20 protein-coding genes are annotated in these 22,817 nt (G+C 47.1%); 18 read left to right on the forward strand and 2 right to left on the reverse strand.

Annotation, left to right across the window (positions count from 1 at the left end):
- The first annotated feature begins 5 nt into the window (after positions 1–5).
- The 14 genes from ABIN22_RS02150 to ABIN22_RS02215 all read left to right on the forward strand — a co-directional run bounded on the left by ABIN22_RS02150 (position 6) and on the right by ABIN22_RS02215 (position 17,484).
- Positions 6–1,958 (forward strand): fructose-1,6-bisphosphatase, encoded by a 1,953-nt coding sequence (locus ABIN22_RS02150; RefSeq protein ID WP_346906268.1) that lies wholly within the window; start codon positions 6–8, stop codon positions 1,956–1,958.
- A 21-nt stretch (positions 1,959–1,979) separates the two neighbouring features.
- Positions 1,980–2,846: a sigma-70 family RNA polymerase sigma factor gene (locus ABIN22_RS02155; protein ID WP_346906270.1), complete on the forward strand. Its 867-nt coding sequence runs from the start codon at positions 1,980–1,982 to the stop codon at positions 2,844–2,846.
- Positions 2,839–3,174 carry a transporter gene (locus ABIN22_RS02160; RefSeq protein ID WP_109729523.1) on the forward strand — a complete coding sequence of 112 codons (336 nt, stop codon included), beginning with the start codon at positions 2,839–2,841 and terminating at the stop codon, positions 3,172–3,174. Before ABIN22_RS02155 ends, ABIN22_RS02160 begins: the two co-directional genes overlap by 8 nt.
- Positions 3,175–3,260: 86 nt before the next feature.
- The gene (locus ABIN22_RS02165) at positions 3,261–3,599 is read left to right on the forward strand and encodes a hypothetical protein (protein ID WP_109729522.1); all 339 of its coding nucleotides are present in this window, start codon (positions 3,261–3,263) and stop codon (positions 3,597–3,599) included.
- Between the two features lie 170 nt (positions 3,600–3,769).
- A complete protein-coding gene (iorA, locus tag ABIN22_RS02170) occupies positions 3,770–5,581 on the forward strand; it encodes an indolepyruvate ferredoxin oxidoreductase subunit alpha (RefSeq protein WP_346906273.1) in 1,812 nt (603 codons plus the stop codon).
- Positions 5,574–6,173: an indolepyruvate oxidoreductase subunit beta gene (locus ABIN22_RS02175; protein ID WP_109729520.1), complete on the forward strand. Its 600-nt coding sequence runs from the start codon at positions 5,574–5,576 to the stop codon at positions 6,171–6,173. Before iorA ends, ABIN22_RS02175 begins: the two co-directional genes overlap by 8 nt.
- A 12-nt stretch (positions 6,174–6,185) precedes the next feature.
- Complete coding sequence (locus ABIN22_RS02180; RefSeq protein WP_109729519.1) at positions 6,186–7,418, forward strand: phenylacetate--CoA ligase family protein; 1,233 nt, start codon at positions 6,186–6,188, stop codon at positions 7,416–7,418.
- Positions 7,419–7,479: 61 nt separating this feature from the next.
- Complete coding sequence (hisA, locus tag ABIN22_RS02185) at positions 7,480–8,247, forward strand: phosphoribosylformimino-5-aminoimidazole carboxamide ribotide isomerase (RefSeq protein WP_346906275.1); 768 nt, start codon at positions 7,480–7,482, stop codon at positions 8,245–8,247.
- A gap of 106 nt (positions 8,248–8,353) precedes the next feature.
- Positions 8,354–10,924 (forward strand): preprotein translocase subunit SecA, encoded by a 2,571-nt coding sequence (secA, locus tag ABIN22_RS02190; RefSeq protein WP_109729517.1) that lies wholly within the window; start codon positions 8,354–8,356, stop codon positions 10,922–10,924.
- 83 nt (positions 10,925–11,007) lie between these two features.
- Positions 11,008–12,133, forward strand: a protein-coding gene (gene prfB / locus ABIN22_RS02195; protein WP_109729843.1) for a peptide chain release factor 2 whose coding sequence is annotated in 2 segments (ribosomal slippage) — positions 11,008–11,082 and positions 11,084–12,133 — 1,125 coding nt in all. Because the reading frame shifts where the segments join, the coding sequence is not laid out codon by codon here.
- The gene (locus ABIN22_RS02200; protein ID WP_346906277.1) at positions 12,127–13,344 is read left to right on the forward strand and encodes a homoserine dehydrogenase; all 1,218 of its coding nucleotides are present in this window, start codon (positions 12,127–12,129) and stop codon (positions 13,342–13,344) included. The genes prfB and ABIN22_RS02200 overlap by 7 nt, the downstream gene beginning before the upstream one ends.
- Positions 13,345–13,365: 21 nt before the next feature.
- Entirely contained in the window at positions 13,366–14,571 is a 1,206-nt protein-coding gene (locus ABIN22_RS02205) for a cofactor-independent phosphoglycerate mutase (protein ID WP_346906279.1), read from the forward strand.
- Between the two features lie 45 nt (positions 14,572–14,616).
- Positions 14,617–15,825, forward strand: coding sequence for an aspartate kinase (locus ABIN22_RS02210; RefSeq protein WP_109729514.1), 1,209 nt, complete (start codon positions 14,617–14,619; stop codon positions 15,823–15,825).
- A 207-nt stretch (positions 15,826–16,032) separates the two neighbouring features.
- Positions 16,033–17,484, forward strand: a complete 1,452-nt coding sequence (locus ABIN22_RS02215; protein ID WP_346906281.1) for a HAMP domain-containing sensor histidine kinase — start codon at positions 16,033–16,035, stop codon at positions 17,482–17,484.
- A 1-nt stretch (position 17,485) separates the two neighbouring features.
- On the opposite strand, the gene ABIN22_RS02220 is transcribed toward ABIN22_RS02215, so the two are convergent.
- Together ABIN22_RS02220 and ABIN22_RS02225 are read right to left on the reverse strand one after the other, a co-directional pair.
- Positions 17,486–17,866, reverse strand: coding sequence for a helix-turn-helix transcriptional regulator (locus tag ABIN22_RS02220; protein WP_109729512.1), 381 nt, complete (start codon positions 17,864–17,866; stop codon positions 17,486–17,488).
- Positions 17,867–17,976: 110 nt separating this feature from the next.
- On the reverse strand, positions 17,977–18,429 hold the full coding sequence (locus ABIN22_RS02225) for a CYTH domain-containing protein (RefSeq protein WP_109729511.1): 453 nt from the start codon (positions 18,427–18,429) through the stop codon (positions 17,977–17,979).
- A gap of 207 nt (positions 18,430–18,636) precedes the next feature.
- On the opposite strand from ABIN22_RS02225, the gene ABIN22_RS02230 reads away from it, so the two are divergent.
- The 4 genes from ABIN22_RS02230 to clpX all read left to right on the forward strand — a co-directional run bounded on the left by ABIN22_RS02230 (position 18,637) and on the right by clpX (position 22,723).
- Positions 18,637–19,185, forward strand: coding sequence for a DJ-1 family glyoxalase III (locus tag ABIN22_RS02230; RefSeq protein ID WP_346906283.1), 549 nt, complete (start codon positions 18,637–18,639; stop codon positions 19,183–19,185).
- 277 nt (positions 19,186–19,462) lie between these two features.
- Positions 19,463–20,749, forward strand: a complete 1,287-nt coding sequence (gene tig / locus ABIN22_RS02235) for a trigger factor (protein ID WP_346906285.1) — start codon at positions 19,463–19,465, stop codon at positions 20,747–20,749.
- A gap of 96 nt (positions 20,750–20,845) precedes the next feature.
- A complete protein-coding gene (gene clpP, locus ABIN22_RS02240; protein ID WP_109729508.1) occupies positions 20,846–21,427 on the forward strand; it encodes an ATP-dependent Clp endopeptidase proteolytic subunit ClpP in 582 nt (193 codons plus the stop codon).
- A 24-nt stretch (positions 21,428–21,451) separates the two neighbouring features.
- Positions 21,452–22,723 (forward strand): ATP-dependent Clp protease ATP-binding subunit ClpX, encoded by a 1,272-nt coding sequence (gene clpX, locus ABIN22_RS02245; RefSeq protein ID WP_109729507.1) that lies wholly within the window; start codon positions 21,452–21,454, stop codon positions 22,721–22,723.
- Positions 22,724–22,817 lie beyond the last annotated feature (94 nt).

Below are 22,817 nucleotides of genomic sequence, written 5' to 3' on the forward strand. Positions count from 1 at the left end.
GTATTATGAAAAATCTGGAGACAAGATATCTGGAGCGTCTTTCTGATTTGTATCCGACGATCGCTGCGGCATCGACGGAGATTATTAATCTGCAGGCGATCCTGAACCTGCCAAAGGGGACCGAGCATTTCCTGACGGATATCCACGGGGAATACGAGGCATTTTCCCATGTGCTGAAGAACGGTTCAGGTTCTGTAAGAAGAAAGATTGACGACGTGTTCGGCAATACCTTAAGTTCAAGGGACAAGCAGTCTCTGGCTACGCTGATCTATTATCCGAAGGATAAGATGGCACAGGTAAAGAAGGTGGAGAGCAATATGGAGGACTGGTACAAGATCAATCTGTACCGTCTTATCGAGGTGAGCAAGCGTGCGGCGAGCAAGTATACCCGTTCGAAAGTGCGTAAGGCCCTGCCGAAAGATTTTGCCTATGTCATCGAGGAACTGATCACGGAGAAGGGGGAACTCAGTGATAAGGAATCTTACTATAATGAAATTATTATGACCATCATAAGAATCGGACGTGCGGAAGAATTTATCGTTGCAATATCTGAACTAATCCAGCGGCTTGTCGTGGACCACTTACATATCGTCGGAGACATTTATGACAGAGGGCCGGGCCCCCATATTATCATGGATAAACTGATGAGTTATCATTCTATTGATATCCAGTGGGGGAACCACGATGTACTCTGGATGGGGGCTGCGACAGGACAGCGCGGATGTATCGCCAATGTCATCCGGATCTGTGCCAGATATGGGAATCTGGATATTCTGGAGGATGGTTACGGGATTAACCTTCTGCCACTGGCCACGTTTGCAATCCGTACCTATGGTGATGACCCGTGTACCTGCTTTACTTTGAAGGGACAGGAGAAGGCGAACAAGGCCGAGATGGAGATGGACCTGCGCATGCACAAGGCAATTTCTATCCTGCAGTTCAAGGTGGAAGGACAGATTATTAAGAGGCAGAAGGATTTCCATCTGGATGACCGGGCGCTTCTGCACCGGATCGATTATGAAAAGGGAACCATCACCCTGAACGGGAAGGAATACCAGCTTCTTGATACGAATTTTCCGACGATAGACCCGAAGGACCCATATAAACTTTCGGCGGAAGAGGAAGAAGTCATGGAACGTCTGGAACGCGCCTTCCTTGGGTGCGAAAAGCTTCAGGAGCACATGCGTTTTCTGCTTGCCAAGGGCGGCCTTTACAAGGTATATAATAATAACCTCCTGTATCATGGATGCGTGCCGCTGAACGATGACGGCAGCTTAAAGGAAGTAGAATTGTTCGGAAGAAAGTTTAAAGGGCGTACGCTTTATGATGCCCTGGACCGTTACCTCAGAAAAGGATTTTTTGCACTTGACGAGGAGGACAGGGATAACGGCAGGGATATGATGTGGTACATCTGGCTCCATCCCAATTCACCACTGTTTGGGAAGGATAAGATGGCGACTTTTGAGAGATACTTCCTTGCGGAGAAAGAGACACATATAGAGAAAAAGAATCCCTACTACTTCCGTCTGGAGAAGGAAGAGGTTGTGGATAATATTATGAAAGAATTTGGCCTTGACCCGGACGGCGGCCACATCGTAAACGGACATGTCCCGGTGAAGCGCAAGAACGGTGAAAGTCCGATCAAATGTGACGGCAAGGTGCTGGTAATTGACGGCGGATTTTCCAAGGCATACCAGCAGGAGACCGGCATTGCCGGCTACACTCTGATTTACAATTCCTATGGACTGCTTTTAGTTGCGCATGAGCCGTTTGAATCAACGGAGGCGGCGATTCAGAAGGAAAGTGATATTCATTCGGAATATATGGTTGTCAAAAGAGTTATGGAACGGCGGCTTGTAGGAGATACGGATATCGGAAAAGATTTAAAAGAACAGGTGGAAGATCTGGAACGTCTTCTGGCTGCTTACCGAAGCGGTGAGATTATCGAAAAGATATAGGCGAAAGGTATTAGGGACAGTATGGAGAATAACGAAGAATTTTTGACAGATGATTTATCCATTCCGGAAGATGTGGAGGCAACAGAGCCGCTGAAGATTTATTTAAAAGAGATCGGGCAGATACCACTTCTGGATGCCGGACAGGAGCAGGAACTGGGAAAACGGATCGCAAAAGGCGACCCGGATGCGAGACGGCAGCTGGAGGAGGCGAATCTGCGCCTTGTCGTATCCATAGCCAGACATTATTCTGGGAGAGGTATGCAGTTTATGGACCTGATCCAGGAAGGTAATATCGGTTTGATGCGTGCGGTCGAGAAGTTTGACTACACGAAGGGGAACCGTTTCTCCACCTATGCGTCGTGGTGGATCAAGGAAGCCATTATGCGTGCGATAGATGAACAGTCCCATGAGATCCGGGTTCCGGTCCATGTGGCAGAAAATATGAGAAAAGTCCAGAAGACGGCTCAGTTATTAAAGCAGGAACTAGGAAGAGATGCGACTTCAGGAGAGATCGCTAAAAGACTTGGGGATAGGACGGCAGAAGAAGTAGAGAATATACAGGCACTGCTTAAAAACCCCCTGTCTCTGGAAACTCCGGTCGGCGAGGATGGTGAATCCAGCCTTGAGGATTTCATAGAGGATGAGGAAGAAAAGACGCCCGAGGATGCGGTCGCATCCCTGATCCGCAAGGAAGAAGTGGCACAGCTTTTGGAAAAACTCAGTGAAAAAGAGCAGAAAGTCATCCGCCTGAGATTCGGTCTTGAGGACGGAAAGGCCCATACACTGGAGGATGTCGGCGGAATGATGAATGTTACCAGAGAACGCATCCGCCAGATAGAAGAGCGCGCCATGCAGAAACTGCGGGAGGCGGCAGGAAATAATGCATAAAATATATTTATTATGTGTCTGCCTGTCTGTCGGTACAATAGCAGGAGTCATATGTGGTGCAATTAAGAGCCGGATAAGGAAAAAGGAATATACGGAGAAGCAGAAATTATTATATCAGAAATTATGGAAAGCAGGCTCACGTTTTTTAACATTTTTCACACTGCTGATCTTAGTATTGGGACTGATCTGGACCGTATACTTTTTTATTCTAGGAGCTGTGCAGCCCCAAATGACTGATTATGCAAATAATATGTCAGAACTGATTGTATCTGTGCTGACTGTAGTATCAATCATCTTTGCATTTTATGAATTTATCAGAAGAAAATAAAAATATAGAAATTTTTCCCACACATAAAGATCCCGAAATTGCAAATATTACTAACACAAGAATATTTGTGGAAAGGGAGAAACAAAATGAAAAAAATTAAAAAGTTTTTATTATTAATGATGTGTGCAGGAGTTCTCTGCGGTGTTACTGCATGTGGTACAGACAAGAATACAAATGATGGCGCAAACAATACAACAAACAGCAGTGACACAAATGATGCTACCGATGGTACTGGAACAAGGGATAAAAACGGTGATGGAGTTGTTGATGATGCAGTAGACGATATCACAGACGGCGTTGACAATGCAGCAGATGATCTGACAGATAACAACGGTCCTGAAAAGGATAACTTAAATGACAGAAACACAAACGACAAAAATGTAAATGACGACAACAAAGCAGACGATACAACAAATAACCGATAGAGAAAGCAGACCCCTGTCCCGCAGGGACGGAATGAGTCTGCAGGGTTAACAGCAGGGCGTAAGTCCTGCTGTTAGTTTATACCCGAACTACTTACATATGGATTTTTCAACTTTAATGTGGTAAAATATCAAAATGAGACGTTTGATAAAGCAAAGGAGTAATACATAGTATGAGTACTGAGAAAAAGCTTGTTATGGGCAATGAGGCGATCGGTCTGGGTGCTGTCCGGGCCGGTGTCAGGATGGTAACCGGTTATCCGGGAACGCCTTCCACCGAGATTCTGGAGACGATCGCAAAGCAGAATGACGGAAGTATCCATGTAGAATGGTCTACGAATGAAAAGGCGGCGATGGAAGTCGGGGCAGGGGCCGCATATGCGGGTGCGAGGACTCTTGTTACGATGAAGCAGGTCGGCTTAAATGTCGCATCTGATCCACTGATGAGCCTTGCCTATGTGGGGGTTAAGGGCGGCATGGTCATCGTGTCTGCCGATGATCCGGGACCGATTTCCTCCCAGACGGAACAGGATACGAGACATTTTGCACAGTTTTCAAAACTGCCTGTATTCGACCCATCTTCACCGGAGGAGGCCTATCTGATGATAGCGGATGCTTTCGAGTATTCCGAGAAGTACCAGACACCGGTTCTGTTCCGCCCGACAACGAGAATCTGCCATGCCTGTGTGAGTATTGAACTTCTTCCGAAAATAGAAGTGCCAAAGCCCGAAGGGTTTATCAAGGATACGATGCGCTGGGTCATCTTCCCGCGGCTTTCTTATCAGAACCATATTAAAATAGAAGCAAGGAACGTGGAACTGTCAGAAGTATTCTCTTCCTATCCGATGAACCGGCTGAGAAAAGGAAGCGAAAGAAAGGGCGTTGTATCAGGCGGAGTGTCATATGCTTATACGAGTGAAGTGATAGACGGGAATATTCCGTTTTTGAAGATCGGTACACCTCATCCGTTCCCGGAACGGCTCGCGAAGGAGTTTCTGGAGGATTTGGATGAAGTGCTTGTACTGGAAGAACTGGACCCGGTAATCGAGAAAGAACTTCTCCAGATTGCGGGTAAGTACCATCTGGATGTAAAAATATGTGGAAAACTCACCCATGATACGAAGAATGCAGGGGAAAACAGTGTAGAAAGTATCCGCGGTGACCTGAATCGTTTTCTGGGGATTGAGGATGATAAGACAGAGGGGGGCGAGGAGCTTGACAGGGCCCCGGCACTGCCGGTGAGACCGCCTGTATTGTGTGCAGGGTGTCCCCACAGAGCCTCTTTCTATGCCGTTAAGAAAGCGATGCGGGGCAAAAAGGCCGTATTCAGTGGAGATATCGGCTGCTATACGCTTGGAAATGCGAAGCCTCTTGATATGGTAGATACCTGCCTGTGCATGGGTGCAGATGTGACGATCGCCCAAGGGCTGCACATTATAGAACCGGATGCAGTGAATTTCTCGTTTATCGGGGACTCTACATTCTTTGCCTCCGGAATCACAGGAGTCGTGAATGCGGTTTATAACCAGACAGATATCGTGCTGGTTGTACTGGATAATTCCACAACGGCCATGACCGGACACCAGCCCCATCCGGGAACCGGAGTGACGATGATGGGAGATGTTGCGGCGAAGATCAGCATTGAAAATATTTTAAGAGGTATCGGACTGACATGGATCGAGACGGTTGATCCGCTTGATCTGGATAAAGCGGTGGATGCCGTGAAACGTTCTGCCGGAGAAAAAGGTGTGCGTGCCATCATATTCAAGTCACCGTGCATTGCCGTGTCAAAGCCCGGAACGTTATATGAAGTGAAACAGGATGCCTGTACGAAATGCAAGGTTTGTATCACACAGCTGGGCTGTCCGGCAATTGCAGTGAATGATGGCGTGGTCGTGATTGAACCGTCACTGTGTTATGGATGCGGCCTGTGCAGTCAGGTCTGTCCGTCTGGTGCGATTGGGGAGGTAGAATGTGATGAATAAAAGTTGTTTATTATGCGGAGTCGGGGGACAGGGCGTTGTTCTGGCTTCCAAACTGATTGCCTTTGCGGCTATGGAGCAGGGAAAGTTCGTGCGTACAACCGAGACGATCGGAATGGCACAGCGCGGGGGCTCAGTCGTAAGCCATGTGCGGATGGGCGGGGAAATCCACTCTCCCCTGATCCCAATGAAAACTGCGGATATACTGCTGGCTTTTGAACCTGCAGAAGCGGTGCGCTGCCTTCCTTACCTGAAAGAAGGCGGCACAGTGATTGTAAGCAGTAAGGCAGTAAAGCCGGTTACAGATACACTGGGCGGAAGTACATATGAAGGGGAAGACATGATTCAGTATCTGAAGAAAAACGTAAGTAATCTGGCGATACTGGATGGGGAAGAACTCTGCCTTCAGGCAGGTTCCGCAAAGGTACTGAATGTCGCGCTGCTTGGGGCCGCTGCTGCAAGCGGGGCATTGGATATTTCTTCGGAAGAAATGGAAAAAGCGGTCACCAGCAATGTTAAGGAGCGTTTCCTGGAGATGAACAAAAAGGCACTGGCACTTGGAAAAGCGGCGTACGAACATGCTGACAGGCTATAAAGGAGAACAGACATGAGAATGACAGAATTACAGCTTGAGCTGATTAGAGAGAATCTGAAGCAGCTGACATCGAAGGACTGCTTTTATAAAGAAAAGTTTAAGGAGATCGACATTTCCAAAATCCAGACACAGGAGGATTTTGAAACACTGCCTTTTACATGGAAGGGAGATCTTCGTGAGGCATACCCGCTTGGGCTCCAGGCGGTGCCGGATGAGGAAATTGTGCGGATACATTCTTCTTCAGGAACAACCGGCACACCGGTTATCATTCCCTATACAAAAAAGGACGTAGAAGACTGGGCAAAAATGTTTGCACGCTGTTATGAGATGGCTGGGATTACGGCACTCGACAGAATCCAGATTACACCGGGGTATGGTTTGTGGACGGCAGGGATCGGGTTTCAGGCAGGTGCGGAATATCTGGGAGCCATGACGATCCCAATGGGCCCGGGCAACACAGAAAAGCAGCTCCGGATGATGAAGGATATGAAGGCGACCGTCTTATGTGCCACATCCTCCTATGCACTGCTTCTTGCGGAAGAGATCGCAAAAAAAGGGATTTCGGATAAAATACACTTGAAAAAAGGTGTGATCGGTTCCGAACGCTGGGGCGAGAAGATGAGAAAACGCATCGCGGCAGAGCTGGGTGTACAACTGTATGACATTTACGGCCTGACTGAGGTCTATGGACCGGGAATCGCCATGAGCTGTGATTACGAATGCGGGATGCATTACTGGGATGATTACCTTTACTTTGAAATCGTGGACCCAAAGACTGGGAAAAATGTGCCTGACGGGGAAATTGGAGAACTGGCGATTACAACACTGCGCAAGCAGGGCGCCCCGCTTGTGCGCTACCGTACCCATGACCTGACCCGCTTCATTCCGGGAGACTGCAAATGCGGTTCCAGATTCCCGAGGATCGATACCCTGATCGGAAGAACAGATGATATGGTAAAAGTCAAGGGTGTCAATATATTCCCGAGCCAGATCGAAGAGATGTTAAAGGATGTTCCGGAGGCGTCCAGCGAGTACCAGTTTATGCTGGATCATATGAATGGAAAAGATGTCTGTACCCTGTTTGTAGAGATCAACAAAAACGTAGATAAAAAGCAGGCAGAGGACGCTGTGAAAAAGGCGTTCAAGGCCAAAATCGGAATCACGGTCAACGTCATGCCGGTATCGATCGGGGACCTGCCGCGGAGTGAAAAGAAATCCACGAGGATATTCGACAACAGATATTGATAAATACTTAACAAGCAGCTTCAAAGGGGTCTGACCCCTTTGAAGAAATGAAAGGATTGTTATGAAATTCAGACCTTGTATTGACATTCACAATGGGAAAGTAAAACAGATTGTAGGGGGCAGCCTGAAGGACCAGGGGGACCGGGCCGTGACGAATTTTGCTTCTGAACTGGATGCGGCATGGTATGCAAAGCTTTATGAGAAGGACGGACTGAAAGGCGGACATATTATTCTGCTGAATCCTGCGTCTTCCGAGTATTACGAGGCGACGAAGAAACAGGCGCTTAGTGCGTTGGAAGCGTATCCGGGAGGGATGCAGATCGGCGGGGGGATTACGGCTGAGAATGCGGCGGAGTATCTCCGCGCCGGTGCCAGCCATGTGATCGTGACATCTTATGTATTCCAGGACGGGCAGTTCCACAGGGAGAATCTGAAAAAACTGGTATCGGCAGTGGGAAAGGAACATGTTGTTCTGGATGTAAGCTGCCGCAGGAAAGATGCTTCCTATTATATAGTGACAAACCGCTGGCAGACATTCACGGATGTGTGCCTGACGCCTGAGGTTCTGGAAGAACTGTCTGAATACTGTGATGAGTTTCTTGTACACGGCGTCGATGTGGAGGGAAAATCATCGGGGGTCGAGATGAATCTCGTACGTATGCTTGGAGAATGGGCGAAAATACCGGTTACCTACGCAGGGGGCATCGGCAGTATGGAGGATCTTGGGCAATTCCGCTCAGCCTGCAGGGGAAAACTTGATTTTACGATCGGAAGCGCGCTGGACCTGTTCGGCGGAAAGATTCCGTACGATACACTGGTAAAGGTATGAATAAGTTATGAACAAATTGAACAAATCATTAATTTGTTGAATTCACTGGAAGATAGTGTTAGAATGAAGCTTAGAGTAAATTTAGACAAGGAGTAAATTACGGATTATGAGCTTAATAGAGAAAATTTTCGGAACACACAGCGAAAATGAATTAAAGCGTGTTTACCCGATTGTGGACCGGATAGAGTCATTAGAGCCAGAGATGGAGGCACTGTCCGATGCAGAATTAAAAGATAAGACCAGAGAATTCAAGAAACGTCTTGAAGATGGAGAGACAACCGATGATATCCTCCCGGAGGCTTATGCGGTTGTAAGAGAAGCTGCAAAGAGAAGCCTCGGAATGCGTCATTACCGTGTACAGCTTATCGGCGGTATCATTCTGCATCAGGGGCGTATTTCTGAGATGAAGACCGGTGAAGGTAAGACACTGGTTTCAACGCTTCCTGCATATCTGAACGCCCTGGTCGGGAAAGGCGTGCATATCGTAACAGTCAATGACTATCTTGCAAAACGTGATGCTGAATGGATGGGAAAGGTTCATGAATTCCTTGGACTGACGGTGGGAGTTGTCCTGAATTCTATGGATAATGATGAGCGCCGTGCGGCATACAACTGCGATATCACTTACGTAACGAATAATGAACTTGGTTTCGACTATCTGCGTGATAACATGGTTATTTATAAGGAACAGCTCGTTCAGCGCGGCCTTCATTTTGCCATCATCGATGAGGTCGACTCGGTTCTGATTGATGAGGCCAGAACACCTCTGATTATATCGGGCCAGAGCAGCAAGTCTACCAAACTGTATGAGGCATGCGATATTCTGGCACGCCAGCTTGAACGTGGTGAGGCAAGCGGTGAATTTTCCAAGATGAATGCCATCATGGGAGAGGACATCGAAGAGACTGGGGATTTCATTGTTAATGAAAAAGAAAAAGCCGTGAACCTGACAGAAGACGGTGTGAAGAAGGTAGAGAATTTCTTCCACATTGAGAACCTGGCAGACCCGGACAACCTTGAGATCCAGCATAATATCATCCTTGCACTGCGTGCACATAACCTGATGTTCCGTGATCAGGACTATGTTGTGACACCTGAGGGCGAGGTTATGATTGTTGATGAGTTTACCGGGCGTATTATGCCGGGACGCCGTTACTCAGACGGACTGCATCAGGCAATTGAGGCAAAGGAACATGTTAAGGTAAGAAGAGAGAGCAAGACCCTTGCAACTATTACATTCCAGAACCTGTTTAATAAGTATGAAAAGAAGAGTGGTATGACAGGTACGGCCCTCACAGAGGAGAAGGAGTTCCGTGATATTTACGGGATGGATGTTATCGAAATCCCGACCAACGAACCTGTTCAGAGAGTGGATCTGGAAGATGCCGTTTATAGTACGGAGAAAGAGAAATTCAAGGCAGTTGTCGAAGAAGTGAAAAAAGCACATGCGACAGGACAGCCGGTACTGGTCGGTACAATTACAATCGAGATTTCGGAACTGCTCAGCAAGATGCTGAAAAAAGAAGGCATCCAGCATAAAGTCCTGAACGCCAAATACCATGAACTCGAGGCCGAGATCGTGGCAGATGCCGGTGTACACGGTGCGGTGACCATTGCGACAAACATGGCAGGCCGTGGTACCGATATTAAGCTGGACGACAAAGCGAGGGAAGCGGGCGGACTGAAGATCATCGGAACGGAACGCCATGAGTCCAGACGTATTGACAACCAGCTGCGCGGACGTTCCGGACGTCAGGGAGACCCGGGAGAATCCCGTTTCTATATTTCCCTGCAGGACGACCTCATGCGCCTGTTTGGTTCGGAGAAGCTGATGAGTGTGTTCAGCACCCTTGGCGTGGAAGAAGGGGAGCAGATCGAACATAAGATGCTTTCCAGTGCTATCGAAAAGGCACAGAAGAAGATAGAGAATAACAACTTTGGTATCCGTAAAAACCTGTTGGAATATGACCAGGTTATGAACGAGCAGCGTGAGATCATTTACAGTGAGAGACGCCGTGTACTGGATGGGGAAAGCATGCGGGACACAATCTATAATATGATCACGGAATATGTTGAGAATTCTGTTGATCGTTTTATCTCGCCCGATGTAGATCCGGAAGAATGGGATTTGAAAGAACTTGATGTTGTGCTCCACGATGTGATCCCGCAGCTTCAGCTGCCTTCAGCAGAGGAAGCCCACGAGATGCAGCAGAAGGAATTGAAGCACCTTCTGAAGGAAAGAGCTGTCAAAGCTTACGAGGCAAAAGAGGCAGAATTCCCGGAGGCAGAGCATCTGCGTGAGATCGAGCGTGTGGTTCTTCTGAAAGTTATTGACGGAAGGTGGATGGACCATATTGATGATATGGACCAGCTCCGTCAGGGAATTGGACTCCAGGCTTACGGGCAGAGGGACCCCCTTGTAGAGTATAAGATGATGGGATATGATATGTTCGGTGAGATGACGAATTCCATCGCCGAGACAACGATCCGTACCCTGTTCCACATCCGTGTCGAGCAGAAGGTTGAGAGAGAACAGGTTGCCAAGGCAACAGGCACGAACAAGGACGAAAGCGCTGTACGTGCCCCGAAGAAGAGGGAAGAGAAGAAGATTTACCCGAATGACCCATGCCCGTGCGGAAGCGGTAAGAAGTACAAACAGTGCTGCGGACGAAGGTAATAAGAAAATCAATTTATGAATCAGTTAATATAAGAGAATCTGTGTTTACAGATTCTCATTTAAGTAAGAAAGAGGTGATGAAGGTGGTTTTGTTAGACGAACTGAAAACAAGACTGAGTGCTTATGAAGAACCGCTGAAAGATTTGAGGGATTCACTTTGACTTAGCGTCAAAGAAAGAGCGGATCGAAGAACTGGAACGAAAGATTGAAGAACCTGGATTCTGGGATAACCCTGAGAAATCAAGCCATACAATGAAGCATTTAAAGGGGCTTCAGGATTCAGTCAAACAGATAGAAAAGCTGTATGCGGATTATGAGGATCTTGGGCTGCTCATCGAGATGAGTGAAGAGGATGCGGACAATGAGACCGTGAAAGGGATCGAGGAGGAACTCGGGCAGTTTGAAGAAGAGTTCGAGGAGCTGCGTATCCAGACACTTCTTACCGGTGAGTATGATAAAAGCAGTGCAATTGTGACGCTTCATGCCGGGGCAGGCGGGACGGAGTCATGCGACTGGGCAGGCATGCTGTACCGGATGTACAGCAGGTGGGCCGAGAAAAAGGGATTTTCTCTTGAAGTACTTGACTATCTGGACGGTGACGTGGCAGGCATCAAAGGCGTAACCTTTGAGGTAGAGGGAGAGAATGCATATGGGTATCTGCGCTCTGAGAAGGGTGTGCACCGTCTGGTACGAATTTCCCCGTTTAATGCGGCCGGAAAGCGCCAGACGTCGTTTGCGTCCTGTGATGTGATTCCGGATATAGAGGATGAGATTGATATCGAGATCAATGACGAGGATCTGCGGATTGACACATACCGTTCCGGCGGTGCGGGCGGACAGCATGTCAATAAGACATCATCTGCCGTCAGGATTACACATCTGCCGACCGGGATTGTAGTACAGTGCCAGAACGAGCGCTCCCAGCACATGAACAAGGATAAGGCAATGCAGATGTTAAAGGCAAAGCTGTATCTTTTAAAAGAGCAGGAGCAGGCGGAAAAGGTTTCTGATATCCGCGGTGAGATGAAGGAGATTGGCTTCGGGAGCCAGATCAGGTCCTATGTCATGCAGCCGTATACGCTGGTAAAAGACCACCGTACAAATACAGAAATCAGCAATGTAAGCGGTGTGCTTGACGGGAATATAGACCCGTTTATCAATGCATATCTGAGTGAGTGTTCAGGAGGGAAAAGGAGGAAGACATGGTAAATATAGCGGTTATGGGATACGGTACAGTTGGTTCGGGAGTCGTTGAGGTTATTAATACGAACGGTGAGCGCATCAACCAGAGAATCGGGGACGAATTAAATATTAAATATGTATTGGATTTGAGAGAGTTCCCGGGAGACCCAGTCCAGGAGAAGCTGGTCCATGATTTTGATACAATCGTAAATGACCCGGACGTGCAGATCGTCGTGGAAGTCATGGGGGGCATCGAGCCTGCATATACATTTGTGAAGCGCTGCCTTCAGGCTGGAAAGAGTGTGGCTACATCCAACAAGGCCCTCGTGGCAAAACACGGGGCAGAGCTTTTGTCCATTGCTAGAGACAATAACATCAATTTCCTGTTTGAAGCAAGTGTGGGAGGCGGGATACCGATTATCAGACCTCTGAATTCTTCCATGACAGCAGATGAGATCGAGGAAATCACAGGAATTTTAAATGGAACGACCAACTATATGCTTAGTAAGATGTTCTATGAAGGCGCCGATTATGATGAGGTGCTCAAAGAGGCGCAGGACAAAGGGTATGCGGAGCGCAATCCGGAGGCGGATGTGGAAGGATTTGACGCATGCAGGAAGATCGCGATCCTATCCTCCCTGATCTCGGGGCAGCAGGTTGATTTCGAGGACATTTATACAGAAGGTATCACAAAGATTACGAAAGAAGATATGATGTATGCCAAATCACTCGGCATGACGATTAAACTTTTAGCCTCCAGCAAACGTGACGGGGATAATCTTCATGCAATTGTTGCGCCATATATGCTCCAGAAAGAACATCCTCTTTACAATGTAAATGATGTATTCAACGCAATCTTCGTACATGGGAATGTACTGGGGGATGCCATGTTTTATGGAAGTGGGGCAGGAAAACTGCCGACAGCCAGTGCAGTCGTTGCGGATGTGGTAGACGAGGCAAAGCACCTGAACCGCAATATCATGACTATGTGGAAGAGTGACAAGTTAAAACTGCAGCCGATCGCAGATACAAGCAAGCGTTATTTCGTAAGAATAAAAGGTGATGCCGAAGCGATGAAGGCACATCTGGAGAGTAAATTCGGACCTATAGAAATTGTAAAGGCAGAAGGGCTGGAAGGTGAATTCGGCTTCCTGACTGAGACGATGACAGAAGGTACTTATGAAAGAAATGCGGGAGAGTTTCCGAGTATTCTGCATATGATACGCGTAGAGGGCTAAAAAAGAAGGTTGAATAAAGACATGAAATATGTAATCGTATTGTGTGATGGCATGGCAGATGAGCCGATGGAAGAACTGGGCGGAAAGACTCCGCTTGAAACAGCTGCAACACCTAATATGGACAGACTGGCGCCTTTGTCCGAGATCGGCATGGTCCGGACCGTGCCAGAGGGGATGTCTCCGGGGAGCGACACGGCGAATTTGTCTGTCATCGGATACAATCCGCGTGAGTATTATACCGGAAGGTCTCCGTTGGAGGCATTGAGCATCGGTGTGGATATGGAACAGACGGATGTTTCTTTCCGCTGTAATATCGTGACCCTGACAGAAGAGCAGGAGCGTTATGAGGACAGAGTGATTGTTGACCATAGTTCAGGGGAAATCAGCACGGAAGATGCAGCCGTGCTTGTTGAGGCGCTCAAGGAGGGCCTGAAAAGAGAAGGATACGAATTCTATGCAGGAACGAGCTACCGGCATCTCCTTATCTGGAAAAATGGCCGGGTAGTGGAACTGACGCCGCCCCATGATATTCTGACAAGGAGAATCGGGGACTATCTGCCCCAGGATCAGGTCCTGAGGGAAATGATGGAGAAAAGCTATGAGATTCTCTCCGTCCACCCGCTGAATCTGGAAAGAAAACGAAAAGGGCTGAATCCGGCAAATTCCGCATGGTTCTGGGGGGCCGGAACAAGACCGATGCTCCGTTCTTTTGAGGAAAAAAACGGGAAGAAGGGTGTTATGATATCGGCAGTAGACCTTCTGAAAGGCATCGCAGTCGGGGCATCTATGCACAATATTTCTGTGGAAGGGGCCAATGGCGGCCTTAACACAAATTATGCAGGAAAGGCGAAGGCAGCGGCTGATGCGCTGATTCAGGACGGTTATGATTTTGCATATATTCATATAGAAGCACCAGATGAGATGGGTCATCAGGGAAATCTGGCTAATAAGATTCTTTCCATTGAAAAGATAGATCATGATATCATAGGGCCGGCCGCCGGTATGCTGGAAGATGCGGGAGAAGACTTCCGTATGCTCGTCCTGCCGGACCACCCGACGCCAATCAGGGTGCGGACCCATACATCAGATCCGGTGCCTTATATGCTTTATGACAGCAGAAAGGCGGAACATACGGCAGATGCATATAATGAAGCAGAGGCTTCCGAAACCGGAATCCGTGAGGACGAAGGATATACGCTCATTGACCATCTCTTTGAAAAAAGGTAATACATCTTCATTGAGCTTGGAAGACATAGGAACTAGGAGGATAACATGCTGATAGTTAAGAAATTTGGGGGCAGTTCAGTTGCTGACAAGGAATGTATTTTCCGGGTGGCAGAACGCTGCATTGAGGATTATAGAAAGGGAAATGACATCATCGTAGTATTGTCGGCAATGGGCGATACAACAGATGAACTGATCGAGAAGGCGAAGATGATTACGCCGGAACCGTCCAAACGGGAGATGGATATGCTCCTCACAACCGGAGAACAGGTTTCCGTATCACTCATGGCAATGGCGATTAATTCGATGGGAGTACCCGCAGTATCCCTGAATGCCTTTCAGGTTGCAATGCACTGTACATCCACATATGGCAACGCCCGTTTTAAGCGGGTGGATGCGGAGCGTATCCGCCATGAACTGGACTACAAAAAGATTGTTATTGTTACCGGATTTCAGGGAATCAATAAATATGATGATTATGCGACTCTGGGCAGGGGCGGCTCCGACACGACGGCCGTGGCAATTGCCGCGGCACTTCATGCGGACGCCTGTGAAATATATACGGATGTGGACGGCGTATATACGGCCGATCCGAGAATCGTACCAAATGCGAGAAAACTGGATGCCATCAGCTATGACGAAATGCTAGAACTTGCGTCACTGGGGGCGAGGGTCCTGCACAACCGCTCCGTGGAGATGGCAAAGAAATACGGGGTACAGCTGGTAGTACGCTCCAGCCTGAACAGAGAAGAAGGAACGGTAGTCAAGGAGGTAGTTAAATTGGAAAAAATGTTGATCAGCGGGGTTGCATCTGATAAAAACACATCCAGAGTTTCTGTGATCGGTGTGGATGACAAACCGGGCGTTGCATTTAAAATATTCAATACACTGGCAAAAAAAGGAATCAATGTGGATATTATCCTGCAGTCTGTCGGACGTGAAGGAACGAAGGATATCTCATTTACGGTTGCCCAGGATGACCTGAAACATGCGATGGAGATTCTGGAGGAAAACAAAGAGGCACTGACGATTAAGGAAATAACGCATCAGGATACAGTCGCTAAAATTTCTATCGTAGGTGCAGGCATGATGAGCAATCCGGGTGTTGCTGCAAAGATGTTTGAGGCCTTGTTTAATGCGGGTGTGAATATCAATATGATTGCGACCTCGGAAGTACGTATTACAGTACTGATCGATGAAAAAGATGTAGAAAGAGCCATGATTGCAGTACATGACGGATTTGGTCTGGCTGACTAATTGGAAAATGTTAAGAGCGAATCGCCGGGAGTACCTACTTAAGGGAACCCCGGCGATTTTTGCGCATTGCAGCGGCGTACAGGAACCCCGTCACAGAATTTACATGGATTGAACACAATGTTTTGCTATAGTTAAACCAGATAACTTGGTGATGCTGTCAAAACAGCATATGATTCTATATTTTTTTAGGATAAGGGTTGATGGTGTATGGGACGGATACGAGGGCGGTTTAAGAGGCAGGTTCTGTTTCTGATTCTGGGTGTGATTGTGGTTTTAGTGGGACTGAGTGCCGGGATGTCTTTCTTGTTTCTGGAAGATATTTATATCTTCCAGAAAAAGGCGGCTCTAAAGGGGATGTACAGTAAATTAACAAAAATTGAGGGGGATTCGGTACCGGAAGGGATTTATCGGGATTCAGAGAGTGGGAACCTGTCGTGGATCATCGTTACCGCGGGGCAGGAGGGTGACCATAACTTTGTAGGATATTCCCGGGACCCGGAAAAGCTCATGGATGTGGCTGAGAATGTACCGAGCAGACAGGCAGTATTTCAGAAGGATGAGTATGTGATTGAGATGAACCGCAGCGCGGTTCATGACGGTTATCTGCAGCTAATCGGGCTGCGGGATGGAAGATGTGTGATTATTCAGAGCCCGCTTGAGAGTATGAGGGAAAGCGTGTCTCTTGCCAACCGGTTTTATATTGCTGTGGGCGGTGTTATCTGCGTGCTTAGCTTAATCTTTATTAATAAAGTTCTGAAGGTTAAGACACAGCCGATTATGGAACTTGTTGACGTGTCACAGCATGCGGCATCTCTGGATTTTGAACGGATGTACCTCGGACAATGCAATAATGAACTAGATGTACTCGGGGAGAATCTGAACAGGATGACGGGGACCCTGAAGAAGACGCTGGAACAACTGAGAGAATCAAATATTAAGCTTCAGGAATATCTGATGTTTAAAACGCAGGAAGAAGAGCGCAGGAGGCGTCTGGTCACGGATATTTCCCACGAATTGAAAACTCCGCTGGCATTGATCCAGGGTTATACAGAAGGGATTTCAGCGCTTGTAAAAGAGGACCCGGAAGCCTGTGATATGTACTGTGAGATCATAGCAGACGAGGTGCAAAAGACTGACCGTATACTGAAACGTCTGTTTCAGATGAACCAGCTGGAACATGATGACATAAAATATGAGACATTTGATGTGGCAGGACTTGTCTATAAAGCGATAGCAGAACAGGGTCCGGAGGCTGCCATAAGGGAGGCAAAGATTCTTTTTGCTCCGGATGGGCCTGTGTATGTGAGAAGTGATCCGGATAAGGTGGAAGAGGTAGTCCGGCAATATTTGTCCAATGCAATCCAATATGCAGAAGGAGAGAAGGAAATCCGGATTCAGGCAGAAAATGCTGGAGATTTCATCCGTGTATCCATATTTAATACCGGCAGCCGGATACCGGAGAGTGAATTAGAGGATATCTGGATTGAGTTTTACAAACAGGACAGGGCGCGCACCCGGGATGCCGGCCATGCGGGAATAGGACTGGCTATTGTAAAGACGATTATGGAGACACTTGGCGGAGAATATGGGGCGCAGAACAAGGAAGACGGCGTGGAATTCTGGTTTACTCTGGAACTTGTAAAAGGAATACAGGAATAGTCTAATTTTCCAGAATTTTATCTACAAGCCTCTTGTTATCGCTTGTCAATTGTCTGTATTTCAGTATCACATCGACTTCCCCGGAAGTCAGATAGAGTGTATCCTTCGTATCAGCTTCAGTTGCCGTTATGTAGGGACCTTTTCGCTCACGGATAATATCGTCATCGTAAGGCGAGATCGTCTGAAGGAACAGCATATCTAAGGAAACATGGAAAAGTTCTGCAAACCGTATGACGATACTCATCTCAGGTTCCCGTTTATTCGTTTCATAATTGGAGTACGCCTGTCTGGAGATATTGAGGCGGTCAGCAAGCTCCTGCTGTGTAAGATTGTATTTTTTTCTCAGTGTCTTCATGTTTTTCACAAGCTGTATGTTTGCCAAAGCCGCACCTCCATTTACAGGGATTGAAAATTCTTTGTAAATTATATAACGTTTCCCTGTAAATGGATATTCTATGCCGCAAAACGAATCAAAATGCCACAATGCCACGTTTAGTTGCAAATGCTAAGCGTGCTGTTATGATACTGGGAAGAGAATGTGACATCCTCCCCGAACCACAAAGGCGGTTGGAAGGTTTCTGCTGATTCAGTATCTGGAAATTCTACTTCCGCCAGAATCAGGGGGGCCAGATCCCCGCCAAAGATATCCAATTCGATTGTAAGATCTCCTTCCAGTGGAATCATATAACGGTCCTTTATGATCAGCCGTCCGTCGGTCTTTTCCTTAAGATGTTCATAAGCCTCAGCTGTAAGGGGGAGATTATACTCCTCCCGGACCATGTGCCCCTTGGACTTGTAAGTGAGGAAATAGCGATCATTATCCCGCCGTACCCTCACGACAGGTTCCCGGCAGAGATATCCCTGCTCAATATGCCGGCAGGGATATGAGGAAAATCCGGAGGGGAGGTCCTTTTCTTCTATTAAATACTTGCGTTCAATTTCCATTATAATAATCCTTTCCTAAAAATTATTTTATCTATAGTTTCCAGATTTATACAGCTTCATCATAATACACTGCCGCCTAAAAGTAAATCATTGGCCCGCTGCATTTTTAAACACCGGTAATTGCATTTTCTCCCTGCTTTTGTTACACTGTTGTTCAGTAGGTATCAAAGCCCATTTATCTTGGTCGTCAAAGGAGGAGTTTTTATAATGAAGCGTGTCAGTGTTTTTCTTGCAGATGGTTTTGAAGAGATTGAAGGTCTTACGGTTGTTGATTTACTGAGAAGGGCGAGAGTGCATGTGGATACAGTATCTGTATCAGGCAGCCTCGTTATACATGGCGCCCACGGGATTGGTGTGAATGCGGATGTACTGTTTGGGAATATGGATTTTTCCGACGTGGATATGCTTGTACTTCCGGGCGGGATGCCGGGAACGGTTCACCTGCAGGAACACGCAGGACTCGAAGAGCTGCTGAAAGAATTTTATGAGAAACAGGCATATATCGCAGCTATTTGTGCCGCACCGAGCATACTTGGGGCATTGGGATTCCTGAAAGGCCGTACCGCATGCTCCTATCCTTCTATGGAGGGGACACTCACAGGTGCGGATGTGGTGAGAGAATCTGTGGCAGTGGATGGTCATATTATAACAAGCCGTGGGATGGGGACTGCCATTCCTTTTGCACTCACGCTGATCTCCATACTATGCGGACAGGAGAAAGCAGATGAAGTAAGTGAATCGGTCATATATGCATAGAAAAGCACGGCATAGCATATAAAGACGCCGGTATCTGCCGTAAAAAAAGACGGATGCCAGTGTAAAACAGCAGAATCATGACAAAAAAGTGACAGATATGAAAGTAAAATAGCATAAGGAGCCTTAAAAAGCCCAAGAACCCGTAAAAAGTACTGGAAATTTACGAACTTATGTGCTATACTGTTTCAATGACTGCGAGGGTATATTTTCAGATGAAGAAATTCTGGAAGATACGGATTAGCGTTTGAATGGTACGAATCAAGGAGGAAAATAAAAAATGAGTTTACAGGTAGAGAATTTAGAACATAATATGGCGAAACTTACAATCGAAGTTCCGGCAGAAGATGTGGAGAAAGCACTCCAGGCAGCATACTTAAAACAGCGCAAGCAGATTAACTTGCCTGGGTTCCGTAAAGGGAAAGTCCCGAGACAGATGATTGAGAAGATGTACGGACCGGAAGTGTTCTATGATGAAGCAGCCAACAAGATGATCCCGGAAGCATACTCAAAAGCTTATGACGAGTGTGAACTGGAGCTGGTTTCCCAGCCTCAGATCGACGTTGTCCAGTTAGAGAAGGGCAAGCCGTTTATCTTCACAGCAGAAGTAGCAGTGAAGCCGGAAGTGACTCTTGGTGAATATAAAGGACTGACAGTAGATAAGGTATCTACAAGGGTTACAGCAAAAGAAGTTGACGAAGAGATCGAGAAAGAACGCGAACGCAATGCAAGAACTGTTGATGTAACAGACCGTGCAGTTGAAGACAAGGATCAGGTAACACTGGACTTTGAGGGATTCGTTGACGGAGAAGCATTCGAAGGCGGAAAGGGTGAGGATTACCCGCTGACAATCGGTTCCGGTTCTTTTATCCCGGGATTCGAAGAGCAGCTGATCGGCGCTGAGATTGACAAGGAAACAGAAGTAAAGGTGACATTCCCGGATGATTACCAGGCAAAAGAACTGGCAGGGAAAGAAGCTGTTTTCAAATGTACCGTACATTCTATTAAGGCAAAAGAGATGCCTGAATTAGATGATGAATTTGCATCTGAAGTATCTGAGTGCGAGACACTGGATGATTACAAGGCAGAAGTAAAGAAGAACATCAAAGAGCGCAAAGAGCGTGAAGGAAAAGAACAAAAAGAGAACCAGGCAGTAGATAAAGCGATCGAGAATGCACAGATGGACATTCCGGAAGCTATGATTGATATGCAGGTAAGACAGATGGCAGATGACTTTGCACGCCGTATCCAGCAGCAGGGCCTGTCTGTTGAGCAGTACTTCCAGTTCACAGGAATGACAGAAGAGAAGATGATGGAAGAACTGAAGCCACAGGCTGAGAAACGCATCAAGACAAGACTTGTACTTGAGGCTGTTGTAAAAGCTGAGAACATTGAAGTATCAGATGAACGTCTGGAAGAAGAACTCCAGAAGATGGCTGAGTCATACCAGATGGAAGTTGATAAACTGAAAGAGTTTATGGGAGAGAATGAGAAGAACCAGATGAAGGAAGACATCGCTGTACAAGAAGCAGTTACACTGATTGCCGAGGCAGCAGTTGAGGCATAATCCTTTTAACGGAATTCAGGTTTGAGGGGAGATAACCCGGTGAGACTGCTGCACAGGTGTGGCAGATTTGATTCAAATTAATTAGGAGGGACATCGATGAGTTTAGTACCTTACGTCATTGAACAGACGAGCCGTGGAGAACGCTCCTACGACATTTATTCAAGATTATTAAAAGAGAGAATTATATTCCTTGGAGAAGAAGTGAATGATGTTTCAGCAAGTGTCATTATTGCACAGCTTCTTTTCCTCGAGGCAGATGATCCGGATAAGGATATACAGCTGTATATAAACAGTCCGGGAGGTTCTGTAACAGCAGGCATGGGGATTTATGATACAATGCAGTACATCAAGTGCGATGTATCTACAGTATGTGTCGGAATGGCGGCCAGCATGGGGGCATTCCTGCTTTCAGGCGGCCAGAAGGGCAAACGCTTTGCACTTCCGAATGCAGAGATTATGATCCACCAGCCTTCAGGCGGTGCACAGGGTCAGGCTACAGAAATCAAGATTGTTGCAGAGCATATCCTGAAGACCCGTGAAAAATTGAACACGATTCTGGCAGAGAATACAGGACAGAGCCTGGAAGTGATCAGGCGCGATACAGAGAGAGATAACTTTATGTCCGCCCAAGAGGCAAAGGAATATGGATTAATTGATGAAATACTTGCCAGACACTAATGGCAATATGAGGTGAAATGTAATATGGCAGGAAAAGTAAGTGATGATACAGTAAGATGTTCCTTCTGCAATAAGACCCAGTCACAGGTCCGCAAGCTGATTGCGGGCCCTAACGGGGCATATATCTGCGACGAATGCATCGATGTGTGTGCTGAGATTATTGAGGAAGAATTCGAATATGACGAAAGAAAAGAGTTCGATGACATCAATCTTCTGACACCGGAAGAGATGAAGACATTCCTTGATGAATATGTGATCGGACAGGATGAAGCCAAAAAGGTACTTTCAGTCGCTGTATATAATCATTACAAGCGGATTATGGCAGAACAGGACTTAGGGGTTGAACTGCAGAAGAGTAATATATTGATGCTGGGACCGACCGGCTGCGGTAAAACGCTGCTTGCCCAGACACTGGCCAAGATTCTGAATGTGCCGTTTGCCATCGCAGATGCGACGGCGCTTACGGAAGCAGGCTATGTAGGCGAGGATGTTGAGAATATCCTGCTGAAGGTGATTCAGGCTGCGGACGGGGACATTGAACGTGCGGAGCATGGAATCATTTATATAGACGAGATTGATAAGATTACGAGAAAATCAGAGAACCCGTCCATCACCCGTGATGTATCAGGGGAAGGTGTACAGCAGGCTCTTTTGAAGATTGTTGAGGGAACCGTGGCTTCTGTTCCGCCACAGGGCGGCAGGAAGCATCCTCATCAGGAACTGATCCAGATAGACACGACGAATATCCTGTTTATCTGCGGCGGTGCTTTTGAGGGGATTGACAAGATCATCGAGACACGTCTCGACAAGAAGTCAATCGGTTTTAATGCGGAGATCGCTTCCAAACATGAATATGATGTAGATGTACTGCTTCATCAGGTACTTCCGCAGGATCTGGTCAAATATGGCCTGATCCCGGAGCTTGTAGGCCGTCTGCCGGTGAATGTTTCACTGGATATGCTCGACGAGGAAGCATTGATCAGAATCCTGACAGAACCGAAGAGTGCGATTGTGAAGCAGTATCAGAAACTGCTTGAATTAGACGGGGTAAGACTTGAATTTGATAAAGAAGCCCTGTATGCAATCGCAGAGACATCTCTTGCCAGAAAGACCGGGGCCAGAGGTCTCAGGGCGATTATGGAGAACATCATGATGGATACGATGTTTAAGGTGCCGTCTGATGATACGATCAAGGGATGCCGGATAACAAAAGAAGTAGTAAAAGGAACGGGAAGGCCATTGTATGAATGCGATGGAGAAGAACGCAGATCGTTCCTGAACTCAGTGAGCGCGTAAAGATTCGGGCGGGTGCAATGGAATGACCATGTATCCGCCCTTTTAGCATGTCTGATAAAAAGGCGGAAAGCTATTGAAACATTAAGAAAAGACA

Origin of the sequence: Faecalicatena orotica (assembly GCF_905197545.1) — a bacterium.
Classification (GTDB): domain Bacteria; phylum Bacillota; class Clostridia; order Lachnospirales; family Lachnospiraceae; genus Faecalicatena_A; species Faecalicatena_A orotica.

Excerpts from the sequence above, each read along its gene's own strand:
- ABIN22_RS02150 (WP_346906268.1), top strand. The coding sequence starts at position 6 with ATGAAAAATCTGGAGACAAGATATCTGGAGCGTCTTTCTGATTTGTAT.
- ABIN22_RS02155 (WP_346906270.1), top strand. The coding sequence starts at position 1,980 with ATGGAGAATAACGAAGAATTTTTGACAGATGATTTATCCATTCCGGAA.
- ABIN22_RS02160 (WP_109729523.1), top strand. The coding sequence starts at position 2,839 with ATGCATAAAATATATTTATTATGTGTCTGCCTGTCTGTCGGTACAATA.
- ABIN22_RS02165 (WP_109729522.1), top strand. The coding sequence starts at position 3,261 with ATGAAAAAAATTAAAAAGTTTTTATTATTAATGATGTGTGCAGGAGTT.
- iorA (WP_346906273.1), top strand. The coding sequence starts at position 3,770 with ATGAGTACTGAGAAAAAGCTTGTTATGGGCAATGAGGCGATCGGTCTG.
- ABIN22_RS02175 (WP_109729520.1), top strand. The coding sequence starts at position 5,574 with ATGAATAAAAGTTGTTTATTATGCGGAGTCGGGGGACAGGGCGTTGTT.
- ABIN22_RS02180 (WP_109729519.1), top strand. The coding sequence starts at position 6,186 with ATGAGAATGACAGAATTACAGCTTGAGCTGATTAGAGAGAATCTGAAG.
- hisA (WP_346906275.1), top strand. The coding sequence starts at position 7,480 with ATGAAATTCAGACCTTGTATTGACATTCACAATGGGAAAGTAAAACAG.
- secA (WP_109729517.1), top strand. The coding sequence starts at position 8,354 with ATGAGCTTAATAGAGAAAATTTTCGGAACACACAGCGAAAATGAATTA.
- ABIN22_RS02200 (WP_346906277.1), top strand. The coding sequence starts at position 12,127 with ATGGTAAATATAGCGGTTATGGGATACGGTACAGTTGGTTCGGGAGTC.
- ABIN22_RS02205 (WP_346906279.1), top strand. The coding sequence starts at position 13,366 with ATGAAATATGTAATCGTATTGTGTGATGGCATGGCAGATGAGCCGATG.
- ABIN22_RS02210 (WP_109729514.1), top strand. The coding sequence starts at position 14,617 with ATGCTGATAGTTAAGAAATTTGGGGGCAGTTCAGTTGCTGACAAGGAA.
- ABIN22_RS02215 (WP_346906281.1), top strand. The coding sequence starts at position 16,033 with ATGGGACGGATACGAGGGCGGTTTAAGAGGCAGGTTCTGTTTCTGATT.
- ABIN22_RS02225 (WP_109729511.1), bottom strand. The coding sequence starts at position 18,429 with ATGGAAATTGAACGCAAGTATTTAATAGAAGAAAAGGACCTCCCCTCC.
- ABIN22_RS02230 (WP_346906283.1), top strand. The coding sequence starts at position 18,637 with ATGAAGCGTGTCAGTGTTTTTCTTGCAGATGGTTTTGAAGAGATTGAA.
- tig (WP_346906285.1), top strand. The coding sequence starts at position 19,463 with ATGAGTTTACAGGTAGAGAATTTAGAACATAATATGGCGAAACTTACA.
- clpP (WP_109729508.1), top strand. The coding sequence starts at position 20,846 with ATGAGTTTAGTACCTTACGTCATTGAACAGACGAGCCGTGGAGAACGC.
- clpX (WP_109729507.1), top strand. The coding sequence starts at position 21,452 with ATGGCAGGAAAAGTAAGTGATGATACAGTAAGATGTTCCTTCTGCAAT.